Here is a 12,796-nt window from a genome sequence, read left to right as displayed (position 1 = left end):
CCTATGCTGGTGACGCCGGTTACAGCGTCTTGGCCTTCTCGAGAACTTCCTCGATACCGCCGACCATGTAGAACGCCTGTTCCGGCAGGTGATCGTATTCGCCGGCAACGATGCCCTTGAAGCCCTTGATGGTTTCCTTGAGCGGAACGAACTTGCCCGGGGAACCGGTAAAGACTTCGGCAACGTGGAACGGCTGCGACAGGAAGCGCTGGATCTTGCGGGCACGGGAAACGGCCAGCTTGTCTTCCGGCGACAGTTCGTCCATGCCCAGAATCGCGATGATGTCGCGCAGTTCCTTGTAGCGCTGCAGGGTCATCTGCACGGCACGGGCGACCGAATAGTGCTCTTCACCGACGACCTGCGGGTCGAGCTGGCGGGAAGTGGAGTCGAGCGGATCGACGGCCGGATAGATACCCAGCGAGGCGATGTCACGCGACAGCACGACCGTGGAGTCGAGGTGCAGGAAGGTGGTGGCCGGGGACGGATCGGTCAAGTCATCGGCAGGCACATACACGGCCTGGATGGAGGTGATCGAACCGACTTTGGTCGAGGTAATACGCTCTTGCAGACGGCCCATTTCTTCGGCCAGCGTCGGCTGGTAGCCCACGGCGGAAGGCATACGACCGAGCAGCGCGGACACTTCGGTACCGGCCAGGGTGTAGCGATAGATGTTATCGACGAAGAACAGGATGTCACGACCATCATCACGGAAACGTTCGGCCATGGTCAGGCCGGTCAGCGCGACGCGCAGACGGTTGCCCGGCGGCTCGTTCATCTGACCGAACACCATCGCAACCTTGTCGAGAACGTTGGAGTCCTTCATTTCGTGGTAGAAGTCGTTGCCCTCGCGGGTACGTTCACCGACGCCGGCAAACACGGACAGACCCGAGTGCTGCTTGGCGATGTTGTTGATCAGTTCCATCATGTTGACGGTCTTGCCGACGCCGGCGCCACCGAACAGACCGACCTTGCCGCCCTTGGCGAACGGGCAGATCAGGTCGATAACCTTGATGCCGGTTTCCAGCAGATCGACGGAAGACGACAGTTCGTCGAACTTCGGCGCCGGCTGGTGAATGACGCGCAGCTCGTTCGAATCGATCGGGCCGGCTTCGTCGATCGGACGACCGAGAACGTCCATGATGCGACCCAGGGTGCCCATGCCGACCGGCACGGAGATGCCAGCGCCGGTGTTGTTGACCTTCATGCCGCGGCGCAGACCGTCGGACGAACCCATGGCGATGGTACGGACGACGCCGTCACCCAGCTGCTGCTGCACTTCGAAGGTCAGGCCGTCTTCCGCCATGCCGTTCGACTCGGAAGCATCCAGCTTGAGCGCATCGTAGACCTTCGGCATCGCGTCGCGCGGGAAGTGGATGTCCACAACGGCACCGATGCACTGAACGATTGAACCTTGACTCATATTCAAATCCCCAAAAATAAAAATCTACGCGTCACACCGCGGCGGCGCCGCTGACGATTTCCGAGAGTTCCTTGGTAATCGCAGCCTGACGGGCCTTGTTGTAAACCAGCTTCAAGTCACCGATGACGGTCTTGGCATTGTCCGAAGCGGACTTCATGGCGACCATCCGTGCCGACTGCTCGGAGGCCATGTTTTCGGCCACTGCCTGATAGATCAGCGCTTCGACATAACGGATCAGCAAGTCGTCGATAACGGCCTTGGAATCCGGCTCGTAGACATAGTCCCATTTGGTCTTGGCGGAACCGACGGCCTCGCCGGACAGCGGGAGCAGCTGCTCGAAGACCGGCTCCTGCTTCATCGTGTTGATGAAGCGGGTGTAACCGATGTACAGCGCGTCGATCTCGCCCTTCATGTAGGCGTCGAGCTGGACCTTGACCGGTCCAATCAGCTTCTCCAGGTGCGGCGTATCGCCAAGATTCGTCACATGCGAAACGATCTTGCCGCCGGCGCGCTGCATGAAGCCGAAGCCCTTGTTGCCGATGCAGGTGGCCTGAAACTTCTTGCCCTGGCTCTCGAGCTCCTTCATCTTGGTCACGGTAAGACGCAGGATGTTGGAGTTGAGACCGCCGCACAGGCCCTTGTCCGAGGTGATCAGGATCACGCCGATGTTGGCTTGATCGCGGGAAACCAGGAACGGGTGCTTGTACTCGGTGAGGGCATGAGACAGGTTGGCCGCAACGCGCCGGATCTTCTCGCCGTAGGGGCGGGCGGCACGCATCCGGTCCTGCGCCTTGCGCATCTTGGATGCGGCCACCATCTCCATGGCCTTGGTGATCTTGCGCGTGTTTTCGACGCTCTTGATCTTGTTGCGAATTTCCTTGCCGCTAGGCATGGCGTTCTCCTAGATCAGGCCCAGCTGCTCTTGAAAGCGACGATGCCCGCGGCAAGTTGCTTCTCGGATTCGGCGCTCAGGTCTGCCGTCGACTCCATGGTGCTCATGAGGTCGGCACAGTTGGCCTTCAGGTAGCCGATCATCGCCTTTTCGCATTCCAGCGCGCGCTTGACTTCGACGTCGTCGAAGTAGCCCTTGTCGGCAGCGTACAGCGTGACAGCCATTTCGGAGATGCTCATCGGCGAATACTGCGGCTGCTTCATCAGCTCGGTCACCAGACGGCCGCGCTCCAGCTGCTTGCGGGTCGCTTCGTCGAGGTCGGAAGCGAACTGGGCAAACGCGGCGAGTTCGCGGTACTGGGCGAGGGCCAGACGGACACCGCCGCCGAGCTTCTTGATCAGCTTGGTCTGGGCAGCGCCACCGACGCGGGACACCGAGATACCGGCGTTGATCGCGGGACGGATGCCGGCGTTGAAGAGGTCGGTTTCCAGGAAGATCTGACCGTCGGTAATCGAGATCACGTTGGTCGGAACGAAGGCGGAAACGTCACCGGCTTGTGTTTCGATGACCGGCAGGGCGGTCAGCGAACCGGTCTTGCCCTTGACTTCACCGTTGGTCAGCTTCTCGACCCAGGCCGCGGAAACGCGAGCAGCGCGCTCGAGCAAGCGGGAGTGGAGATAGAACACGTCGCCCGGGTAGGCTTCGCGGCCCGGCGGACGGCGCAGCAGCAGGGAAACCTGACGGTAGCCCCAAGCCTGCTTGGTCAGATCGTCATAAATGATCAGCGCATCTTCGCCGACATCGCGGAAGTACTCACCCATCGTACAGCCGGCATACGGAGCCAGGTACTGCAGGGCAGCCGTTTCGGAAGCAGAGGCGGCGACGACGATGGTGTATTCCATCGCGCCATGCTCTTCGAGCTTGCGCACGACGTTGGCGATGGTGGAAGCCTTCTGGCCGACGGCGACATAGACGCAGAAGAGGTTCTTGCCCTTCTGGTTGATGATGGCGTCGACGGCGACGGCGGTCTTGCCGGTCTGGCGGTCGCCGATGATCAGCTCGCGCTGGCCGCGGCCGACCGGCACCATGGAGTCCACGCACTTGAGGCCGGTCTGCACCGGCTGCGACACCGATTGACGCCAGATGACGCCCGGCGCGACCTTTTCGATCTTGTCGGTCAGCTTGGCGTTGATCGGGCCCTTGCCGTCGATCGGCTGACCGAGGGAGTTGACCACGCGGCCGAGCAGTTCGCGACCGACGGGAACTTCGAGAATGCGACCGGTGGTCTTGACCACGTCGCCTTCGGAGATGTGCTCGTATTCACCAAGAACAACGGCGCCGACGGAGTCGCGCTCGAGGTTGAGCGCCATGCCGAAGGTGTTGCCGGGGAATTCCAGCATTTCGCCCTGCATGACATCCTGCAGGCCATGCACGCGGCAGATGCCGTCGGTCACGGAAACCACAGTACCCTGCGTGCGCACTTCCGATGCGCCTTGCAGGTTCTGGATCTTGCTCTTGATCAGTTCAGAAATTTCGGAAGGATTCAACTGCATGAAATTCTCCTAGTTGTTCAGCGCCGTAGCCATGGCGTCGAGCTTGCCGCGGACTGAAGCATCCAGCATCTGGTCGCCAACGATAACCTTGATACCACCAATCAGTTCCGGATCGACCGTAACCGAAGCCTCGAGCCTGGATTTGAAAATCGCCTCGAGTTGGGGAACAAGGGACTTGACCTGAGTAGCGTCGATCGGAAAAGCCGAGACGATTTCGGCCTGCTTGGTGCCTTCCTCGGCCTGCTTGTAGCTCTCGTACAAGCCGGCGATCTCCGGCAACAGCCCCAGACGGTTGTTTTTGGACAGCAGCTGGATGAAGTTCGACAGCTCCGCCCCTACCGCCGTACCGCAGGCAGACCGGAACAGGTCGACCAGTTGCGGGGCCGCCACATTGGGATCGCCGATGGCCGCGCGGGCCTCGGGATTGGCAGCCACCTGGGCGAGCAGTGCGAGCTGCTCGGCCCACTTGGCCAGATTGCCGCTTTCCTTGGCCGCGCCAAACAGGGCTTCGGCGTAAGGGCGGGCGATAGTGACGGATTCGGCCATGCTTACAGGTCCTGTTTCAGGGCGACCAGCATGTCGGCATGCGCGGACGCGTTGATTTCCTTGCGCAGGATCTTCTCGGCACCGGCAACCGCCAGTTCGGCGACACGCTCACGCAGTTGCTGCTTGGCGCGTTCGACTTCCTGTTCGATTTCTGCCTTGGCGCCGGCGACGACCTTGTCCGCCTCGACCTTGGCATTGCCCTTGGCTTCTTCGACGATCTGTTGCGCACGCTTTTCGGCTTGAGCGACGAGATCCGCGGATTTCTCCTTGGCTTCACGCAGCGCATCGGCGGAACGCTTGGCAGCGAGCTCCTGCTCGTGCTTGCCGCGCTCGGCCGCAGCCAGGCCCTCGGCGATCTGTGCTTGACGGTCGGCCATCGCCTTTTGCAGCGGCGGCCAGACGTACTTCATCGTGATCCAGATGAAGACTGCAAACCAGATTGCCTGGCCAATCAGTGTCGCGTTGATATTCACGCTAACCTCCTGGTAATTAGGGTTACAGGCGCGTGGAGATTACTTGACCAGAGCGATGAACGGATTGGCGAAGAGCATGAACAGGGCGATACCGACACCGATCATGGTCACCGCGTCGAGCAGACCGGCAACGATGAACATCTTGACCTGCAACGTCGGGATCATTTCCGGCTGACGGGCAGCGCCTTCCAGGAAGCGGCCGCCGAGGATACCGAAGCCGATGGCGGTGCCCAGAGCACCAGCGCCGATCAGGATGGCAACAGCGATAGCGGTGTTGGAGAGAACGGTTGCGAGTTCCATGTTTACTCCTCAGTAAGGTAGGTTGTTACGGTTAAAGTTAAAAGCTAAAAACTACGGGAAACTGCCAAAACGCTTAGTGCGACTCTGCGGCCATGGACATGTACACGATGGTCAGCATCATGAACACGAAGGCTTGCAGGGTGATGATCAGGATGTGGAACAGCGCCCAGGGCAAGGCCAAGGGAAGCTGCCAGATCCCGAGCAGGGCGATCAGGATGAACACCATTTCGCCGGCATACATGTTGCCGAAGAGACGCAGAGCCAGCGAAATCGGCTTGGCGATGTCCTCGACGACGCGGAAGATGAAGTTCACCGGCGCCAGCTTGATACCGAACGGGGCGGAGAAGACTTCGTGCAGGAAGCCGCCGACGCCCTTAACCTTGAGGTTCATCCAGATCATGATGCAGAAGACCGTGATCGACATGGCGAAGGTCAGGTTGGGGTCGGTGGTGGGCACCGCCTTCAGATAATGGATGCCTACCGCACCGGCAGCGAGCGGCAGGAAGTCGACCGGGATCAGGTCCATGGCGTTCATGACGAACACCCAGACGAAAATGGTGATCGCGAGCGGGGTGACCAAGGCGCTCTTGCCGTGGAAGGTGTCCTTGACCTGCTGGTCGACGAGACCGACGACCATTTCGATGAAGTTCTGCAGACCGCCCGGGACGCCGGAAGTCGCCTTGCCGGCGACCTTGGCCATCAGGCCGAAGAAGACGATACCGAGCAGGCCGGAAATGACCAGGGTATCGAGGTGAAAACTCCAGAATCCGTGACAGTGACCCGCCGCATCCCTGGCCGCGTCCGAACAGACAGTCAGGTTGGTCAGGTGGTGTTGGATATAACCTGTTGTGGTCAGGCCGCCTTCAGCGCTCATGATTTCTCCAGTCAGCTCAACGTTGCTTCAAGAGTGCCACCCAGAAGATGACAAAAGTTGATGCATAGCCAAGAAAGAGCGGCAACGCCGAAACTTCCTTGTACCCCCAAAACACCAGCGCAAACCCGGCGAAGGTCAGAGCAAACTTCAGCCCTTCTCCGGCCGACTGCGCCCGATAAAGCTTGAGCGGGTCACCCCCCGTCGTCATCCGCATGGCCCTCAGGACGTACCCGAGATTTGCGATGATGCCGACTGATCCCCCGATCAGAACCGAGACTGCCGCGTTGTTGCCGACGAACATCCAGGCGACTGTCGCCAGGATGATTGCCAGCGCCGCTTGCCGGCTGATTATCCAGCTTACATGCGGATGCAAGGCAGGCCCCGGTTGAAAACTGCGCGAGTGTAACGAAGTCTTATACATGAGTCAAATGCTGCAACGCACAAAACAAGGGTTTTCCCGAATTCGCGAAGCATTTTTCATTGTGCCATGAATCATCCACGCAGACGCGCGATCAGCCCGTCGAGCTGGTCGAGACTGCCGAACTCGATCGTGACCTTGCCCGCCCCCTTCTTGTTGGAGCGGATGGCGACGCTGGCGCCGAGACCGTCCGACAGTTCCTCCTGCAGGCGGAGGAGGTCGCGGTCGACCGCCTGTTCGGCCGCCTTCTTCGGCGGATTCAAAAGATGCTGCACCAGCCGTTCGGCCTCTCGCACCGACAGGTCCTTCTGCACGATGCGCTGCGCCACCGCCGCCTGCTGCGCCCCGCCTAGCGGCAGCAGCGCCCGCGCGTGGCCCATGTCGAGCTTGCCGCTCATCAGCATGTCCTGGACGGTTGCGGTCAACTGCAAAAGACGGAGCAAATTGCTCGCCGCCGGGCGCGAACGCCCGACGGCATCGGCCGCCTGCTGGTGGGTCAGGCCGAATTCGTCGATCAGGCGCTGCAGTCCCTGGGCTTCCTCCAACGGATTGAGGTTCTCGCGCTGGATGTTCTCGATCAGTGCCATCGCCAACGCCTGCTCGTCCGGGATGCTGCGCACCAGCACCGGCACTTCGCTCAATCCGGCCAGCTGCGAAGCACGCCAGCGGCGCTCGCCGGCGACGATCTCGTAGCGCTCGGCGCCCGGCGTGTTGTCGATGGCGCGCACCAGGATCGGCTGCATGACGCCCTGCGCCCGGATCGAGGCCGCCAGTTCGCCGAGCGAGGTTTCGTCCATGTGCGTGCGCGGCTGGTATTTGCCCGGTTTAAGTCGGTCGACCGGCAGGTTGCGCTGCTCGTCGCCCTGCGGCTTGTCGCTGCCGGCAAGCAGGGCGTCGAGGCCGCGGCCGAGTCCTTTCATCTTGATCATGGGGCGACCCTTTCGAGAATTTCTTTGGCCAGCGCGCTGTAGGCCTGCGCGCCCTTGGAGCTCTTGTCGAAGGCGATGACCGGCTTGCCGTAGGACGGCGCTTCGGCCAGCCGGACGTTGCGCGGCACGATGGTCTGGTAGACCTTGTTGCCGAAATGGCTTTCCAGTTCGCCGGACACTTGTTGTGTCAGCGTGCTCTGGGGGTTGTACATGGTGCGCAGCAGACCTTCGATTTCGAGACGCGAATTGAGGTGGGTGCGCACCTTGCGCAGGGTTTCGACGAGATCGGAGAGGCCTTCCAGCGCGTAGTATTCGCACTGCATCGGGATCAGCACCGAATCGGCCGCGACCAGGCCGTTGACCGTCAGCATGTTGAGCGCCGGCGGGCAGTCGATCAGGATGTAGTCGTAAGTGGCATGGCCGGCCTGCAACGCGTTCTTCAGACGGTACTCGCGCTCGCTCAGTTCGATCAGCTCGACTTCGGCGCCGGCCAGTTCGCGGTTTGCCGGCAGTACGTCGAAGCCGAAATCGGTCGCGATGCAAACCTCGGACAGTGTCGCGGCACCGATCAGCAGCTGGTACACCGTCGGCAGCGCTTCCTTCTTGGTGATGCCGGCGCCGGTCGTCGCGTTGCCCTGCGGATCGAGGTCGATCAGCAGGACGCGCTGGCCTTCGGCTGCCAGGCAGGCGGCCAGATTGACCGCCGTCGTCGTCTTGCCGACGCCGCCCTTCTGGTTGGTGATGGCGAGTGCTTTCATGAGCCCGCTTTCAGGATGATCAAATGTCGTTCGGCGGCCAGCCCCGGCACGGCCAGCGGAATGACCGCTTCCACCGCGACGTCGGCGGGCAGCGCCGCAATTTCCGCATCCGGCCGCACGCCCTTCATCGCCAGCCAGCGCCCGTCCGGCGCCAGCAGATGCCGGGTGAGGGCGACGAACTGGGCAAGTTCGGCGAAGGCGCGCGCCGTGATCCGGGAATACTGCCCGGCCAGTTCCTCGACCCGCGCATGGTGGACCGTAACATTCTTCAGGCCGAGTTCGATGACCGCCTGCTGCAGGAACGTGGCTTTCTTTTGCACCGTATCGACCATGCTCACCACCAGATCGGGGCGAGCGATGGCCAGCGGGATGCCGGGCAGGCCGCCGCCCGAACCGACATCGAGCAATGGGCCGGCGCCGACGTGCGGCAGGATGGCCAGCGAGTCGAGCAGGTGGTGCGCAACGGCCTGTTCCGGGTCGCGCAGGGCGGTCAGATTGTAGGTCTTGTTCCACTTGAGCAGCAGGTCGCGGAAGGCGAGCAGCTTCTGCTGCGCATCTGCGGGCAGTTCGAGGCCGAGTCCGGCAAGACCGGCGGACAGGCTGATCGCGCTCATGCCGCCTGCGACAGGTTGAAACGCTTGAGGTGGATCAGCAGCAGCGAGATCGCCGCCGGCGTGACGCCCTGGATGCGCGAGGCCTGGCCGATGGTCTGCGGCCGGTGCAGCGCGAGCTTCTGCCTGACCTCGTTGGACAGCCCAGCGACCGTCGCATAGTCGAGATCGGCCGGCAGCAGCGTGCTCTCGTAGCTGGCCGACCGGGAAACCTCCTCGGCCTGACGGTCGATGTAGCCTTGGTACTTGGCGGAAATCTCCAGTTGCTCGACGACGGCGGCGTCGATTTCGGGCGAACTTTCCGGTCGACCGCAACCGGGCAGGGTCAGCAGCGCTTCATACGCCACTTCCGGCCGGCGCAGCAGTTCGAACAGGTTGTATTCGTGGTCGATGGCCTTGCCGAGCACGCGGACGCAATCTTCGGCCGGCGTGATTTTCGGGTTGATCCACGTCGACTTGAGGCGCTCCTGCTCGGCGGCGATGGCGTCGCGCTTGCGGCAGAAGGCTTCCCAGCGCACGTCGTCGACCAGGCCGAGGGCGCGGCCCTGTTCGGTCAGGCGCAGGTCGGCGTTGTCCTCGCGCAGGCTCAGGCGATATTCGGCGCGGCTGGTGAACATCCGGTAGGGATCGGAGACGCCGCGCGTGATCAGGTCGTCGACCAGCACGCCGAGGTAGGCCTCGTTGCGCTTCGGGCACCAGCCTAGGCGACCCTTGACGTAATTGACCGCATTGATGCCGGCGAGCAGGCCCTGGGCGGCGGCTTCCTCATAGCCGGTCGTGCCGTTGATCTGGCCGGCGAAGAAGAGGCCGGCGATGGCCTTGGTTTCCAGCGTGTTCTTGAGACCGCGCGGATCGTAGAAATCGTATTCGATGGCGTAGCCGGGGCGCAGGATGTGGCAGTTTTCCAGCCCGCGGATCGAACGCACCAGCGCCAGCTGGATGTCGAAGGGCAGGCTGGTCGACACGCCGTTCGGGTAGATCTCGTGCGTCGTCAGGCCTTCCGGTTCGAGGAAGACGTTGTGGCGATCCTTGTCGGCGAAGCGGTGGATCTTGTCCTCGATCGACGGGCAGTAGCGCGGACCGACGCCCTCGATGACACCGGTGTACATCGGCGACCGGTCGAGGCCGCTGCGAATGATATCGTGGGTGCGTTCGTTGGTCTCGGTAATCCAGCAGGGCAGCTGCTTCGGGTGCTGGGCGGCGCTGCCGAGGAAGGAGAACACCGGCAGCGGATCGTCCGAGTGCTGCTCCTCCATCACCGAGAAATCGATGGTCTTGCCGTCAAGGCGCGGCGGCGTGCCGGTCTTCAGGCGACCTTGCGGCAGGTTCAGCTCCTTGAGGCGTGCCGCCAGCGAGACCGAGGGCGGATCGCCCATGCGCCCGCCGGTGTAGTTCTCCAGCCCGACGTGAATCTTGCCGTTGAGGAAGGTGCCTGCGGTCAACACCACGGAAGAGGCCATAAAGCGGATGCCGAGCTGGGTCTTTGCCCCCGCCACGCGCTCGCCCTCGACGATCAGGTCGTCGCAGGCCTGGGCGAAGATGGTCAGATTGGGCTGGTTTTCCAGGCGCGAGCGGATCGCCTGCTTGTACAGCACGCGGTCGGCCTGGGCGCGCGTCGCGCGCACCGCCGGGCCCTTCGAGGCGTTCAGGATGCGGAACTGGATACCGGCCTCGTCGGTAGCCGCCGCCATCGCCCCGCCCAGCGCATCGACCTCGCGCACCAGGTGGCCCTTGCCGATGCCGCCGATCGACGGGTTGCAGCTCATCGCCCCCAGCGTGTCGAGGTTGTGCGTCAGCAGCAGCGTGTTCGCCCCCGCCCGTGCCGCGGCGAGCGCGGCCTCGGTGCCGGCGTGGCCGCCGCCGACAACGATGACATCGAAACGGGTGGGATAAAGCATGGGGACGGGGTTGTTGCGGCGCAGTATCGGGAGGCGGATTTTACGTCAGGCCGCTGAAAAATCACAGTTTTTCCCGACCTGCCGGGCTTCGCCTGCACGCCCGGTGCCGGCGCCGGCAACATCCTGAAACGATTTTTTGTGACCGCGATTCATCCGAAGCGGCTCTAATAACGTTATTGGAGCACGCTGCCGAATGTTCGGGCAGCGACAGACGGAGTTGATGATGTTCGGACGGTTTCGCCATTTTCTCGGGCTGACGGCCCTGATCGCTTTCCTCGCCCCGGCGCTGGCCGCCGGCGACCCGCCGGCGCGCGTCGGCCGTCTGGCGCTGGTCGATGGCGGGGTCACCCTGCGCGCCGACCGTCAGGATCCCGGCACGCCCGCGGTGGCCAACTGGCCGCTCAGCAGCGGCGCCATCATCGATACCGAGCGGCGCGGACGGGCCGAAGCCTGGGTTGGCTCCACCGCCTACCGGCTGGCCGGCAACAGCCGCGCCGAATTCGTCACCATCGACGACCGCAGCGTGGACCTCCAGCTGGCGACCGGCACGCTGGCCGTCACCATTCGCGACCGCGAACAGGCCGACGATCTCGAAATCGAGACGCCGGAAGGGCGGGTCCGTTTCGCCGACGCCGGCCGCTACCGGATCGAGGCGCGGCCCGGCCTGACCACCGTCGCCGCCCAGTCGGGCAGCGCCGAGGTGTTTGCCGACGGGCGTCCGCTGGCCGTGCGTGCTGGCGAAATGGCGTCGATCGACGGGCGCGGCGTCGTCACCATCGATGCGGCGCCCTACGGCGACGATTTCGACAACTGGGTGTCGGCCCAGGACAACCGGGCGAAGGCGGCGTACGCCCGGCGCAACGTTTCACCCTACATGACCGGCTACCAGGATCTCGACAACTACGGCGACTGGGGTACGGCGGAAGACTACGGCAATGTCTGGTATCCGCGGGCGGTGGCCGCCGACTGGGCGCCCTACCGCGACGGACGCTGGGCCTGGATCGAGCCCTGGGGCTGGACCTGGGTCGACGCCGCGCCCTGGGGCTTCGCCCCCTTCCACTACGGGCGCTGGGTGCAGATCGGCGGGCGCTGGGGCTGGGCCCCGGGCGCCTACAGCGCGCGGCCGGTCTATGCGCCGGCGCTGGTCGGCTGGTATGGCAATCCGGGCTGGAGCGTCAATTTCCGCTATGGCGCCGCCCCGGCGGTCGGCTGGTTCCCGCTGGCGCCGCGCGAAGTCTATGTGCCGGCCTATCGCGCCAGCCCGAACTACGTGCGCCAGATGAACGTCACCCACGTCCACAACGTCCGGGAAATCGAGCGCGCCACGCGCCCCGACTATCGCCCGGAATACCGGCACGGCGGCCAACCGCAGGCCGTCACCGTGGTGCCGGCCGACCGGATGCGCGAGGGCAAGCCGATCAAGGGCAACGCGCTGCGTCCGCGCGACATGCAGGAAATCGGCCAGGCGCCGATGGCTAGCCGGGCGCCCAGCCGCAACTGGCTGCCGCCGGCCGGCGATGCCCGGCCCGGCCCGCGGAACGAGCCGGACGGCCGCGCGCCGCGCCAGGAAATGCCGCCCGCCGCCGGCCGCCAGCGCGACCCCGGCGACTACCAGCGCGGCGCGCCGGAACCGCAGCGCGGCATGTCCGCCTACCCGAACCGTCCACCCGATGGCGGCGGGCGTCAGGGCCTTGAGCGGCAACCGCCGATGAATCCGCGCCATGACGACAACCGAGCATTCGGCGCCCCGCAGGTCGACGAGCGGGCGATGCGCATGGAACAGCGCGAGTACCGGCAAGCGCCGGCCGCCGTCCAGGCACCGCCGCGCCCCGAACCACGCCCGGAACCGCGCTACCAGGCGTCGCCGATGCGCGAATTCCAGCAGCCGGCGCAGCAACCCCGGGACAACCGGCCGGCGTATCGCGAAGCGCCGCACGAACGGCCCGCGCCGATGGTGCGCGAGGCGCCGCGGCAGATGCAGGCGCCGCCGATGCCGGCTGCCCAGCCGCGCGAAATGCCGCGCAGCGAACCGCGGCCGCCGCCGGGCGACGGCCAACGCGGCGGCAACCCGGGGCGCCACGAGCGCCGGGACGAACGCGGTCCACGCTGAGGCAGCGCTGATTC

13 protein-coding genes are annotated in these 12,796 nt (G+C 64.1%); 1 reads left to right on the top strand and 12 read right to left on the bottom strand.

All coding sequences use genetic code 11. The features are described 5' to 3' along the window. Window positions 1-19: 19 nt before the first annotated feature. From atpD to mnmG, 12 genes are all read right to left on the bottom strand, one after another. Window positions 20-1,420, bottom strand: coding sequence for a F0F1 ATP synthase subunit beta (gene atpD, locus GH660_RS13000; RefSeq protein ID WP_153147093.1), 1,401 nt, complete (start codon window positions 1,418-1,420; stop codon window positions 20-22). A 31-nt stretch (window positions 1,421-1,451) separates the two neighbouring features. Next, the gene (gene atpG, locus GH660_RS12995) at window positions 1,452-2,312 is read right to left on the bottom strand and encodes a F0F1 ATP synthase subunit gamma (RefSeq protein WP_153147092.1); all 861 of its coding nucleotides are present in this window, start codon (window positions 2,310-2,312) and stop codon (window positions 1,452-1,454) included. 14 nt (window positions 2,313-2,326) lie between these two features. Next, window positions 2,327-3,865, bottom strand: a complete 1,539-nt coding sequence (gene atpA / locus GH660_RS12990; protein WP_153147091.1) for a F0F1 ATP synthase subunit alpha — start codon at window positions 3,863-3,865, stop codon at window positions 2,327-2,329. Window positions 3,866-3,874: 9 nt separating this feature from the next. Beyond that, window positions 3,875-4,411 (bottom strand): F0F1 ATP synthase subunit delta, encoded by a 537-nt coding sequence (locus GH660_RS12985; protein ID WP_153147090.1) that lies wholly within the window; start codon window positions 4,409-4,411, stop codon window positions 3,875-3,877. A gap of 2 nt (window positions 4,412-4,413) precedes the next feature. Next, window positions 4,414-4,884 (bottom strand): F0F1 ATP synthase subunit B, encoded by a 471-nt coding sequence (locus GH660_RS12980; RefSeq protein WP_153147089.1) that lies wholly within the window; start codon window positions 4,882-4,884, stop codon window positions 4,414-4,416. Window positions 4,885-4,923: 39 nt separating this feature from the next. After that, window positions 4,924-5,184, bottom strand: a complete 261-nt coding sequence (atpE, locus tag GH660_RS12975) for a F0F1 ATP synthase subunit C (RefSeq protein WP_153147088.1) — start codon at window positions 5,182-5,184, stop codon at window positions 4,924-4,926. A gap of 73 nt (window positions 5,185-5,257) precedes the next feature. Beyond that, window positions 5,258-6,058, bottom strand: coding sequence for a F0F1 ATP synthase subunit A (atpB, locus tag GH660_RS12970; RefSeq protein WP_153147087.1), 801 nt, complete (start codon window positions 6,056-6,058; stop codon window positions 5,258-5,260). A 16-nt stretch (window positions 6,059-6,074) separates the two neighbouring features. Next, entirely contained in the window at window positions 6,075-6,431 is a 357-nt protein-coding gene (locus GH660_RS12965) for an ATP synthase subunit I (protein WP_194266316.1), read from the bottom strand. Window positions 6,432-6,550: 119 nt separating this feature from the next. Beyond that, window positions 6,551-7,405 carry a ParB/RepB/Spo0J family partition protein gene (locus tag GH660_RS12960; RefSeq protein ID WP_153147085.1) on the bottom strand — a complete coding sequence of 285 codons (855 nt, stop codon included), beginning with the start codon at window positions 7,403-7,405 and terminating at the stop codon, window positions 6,551-6,553. After that, the gene (locus tag GH660_RS12955) at window positions 7,402-8,163 is read right to left on the bottom strand and encodes a ParA family protein (RefSeq protein ID WP_153147084.1); all 762 of its coding nucleotides are present in this window, start codon (window positions 8,161-8,163) and stop codon (window positions 7,402-7,404) included. Before GH660_RS12955 ends, GH660_RS12960 begins: the two co-directional genes overlap by 4 nt. Then, entirely contained in the window at window positions 8,160-8,777 is a 618-nt protein-coding gene (gene rsmG / locus GH660_RS12950; RefSeq protein WP_153147083.1) for a 16S rRNA (guanine(527)-N(7))-methyltransferase RsmG, read from the bottom strand. Before rsmG ends, GH660_RS12955 begins: the two co-directional genes overlap by 4 nt. Continuing rightward, the gene (mnmG, locus tag GH660_RS12945) at window positions 8,774-10,672 is read right to left on the bottom strand and encodes a tRNA uridine-5-carboxymethylaminomethyl(34) synthesis enzyme MnmG (protein ID WP_153147082.1); all 1,899 of its coding nucleotides are present in this window, start codon (window positions 10,670-10,672) and stop codon (window positions 8,774-8,776) included. The genes rsmG and mnmG overlap by 4 nt, the downstream gene beginning before the upstream one ends. Before the next feature lie 223 nt (window positions 10,673-10,895). Between mnmG and GH660_RS12940 the strand changes: the two genes are divergently transcribed. Continuing rightward, entirely contained in the window at window positions 10,896-12,782 is a 1,887-nt protein-coding gene (locus GH660_RS12940) for a DUF6600 domain-containing protein (RefSeq protein WP_153147081.1), read from the top strand. The last annotated feature ends 14 nt before the right edge of the window (window positions 12,783-12,796 follow it).

This window comes from Dechloromonas sp. H13 (genome assembly GCF_009469615.1).
Classification (GTDB): Bacteria; Pseudomonadota; Gammaproteobacteria; order Burkholderiales; family Rhodocyclaceae; genus Azonexus.
This window is presented reverse-complemented; position numbering and strand designations above follow the sequence as displayed.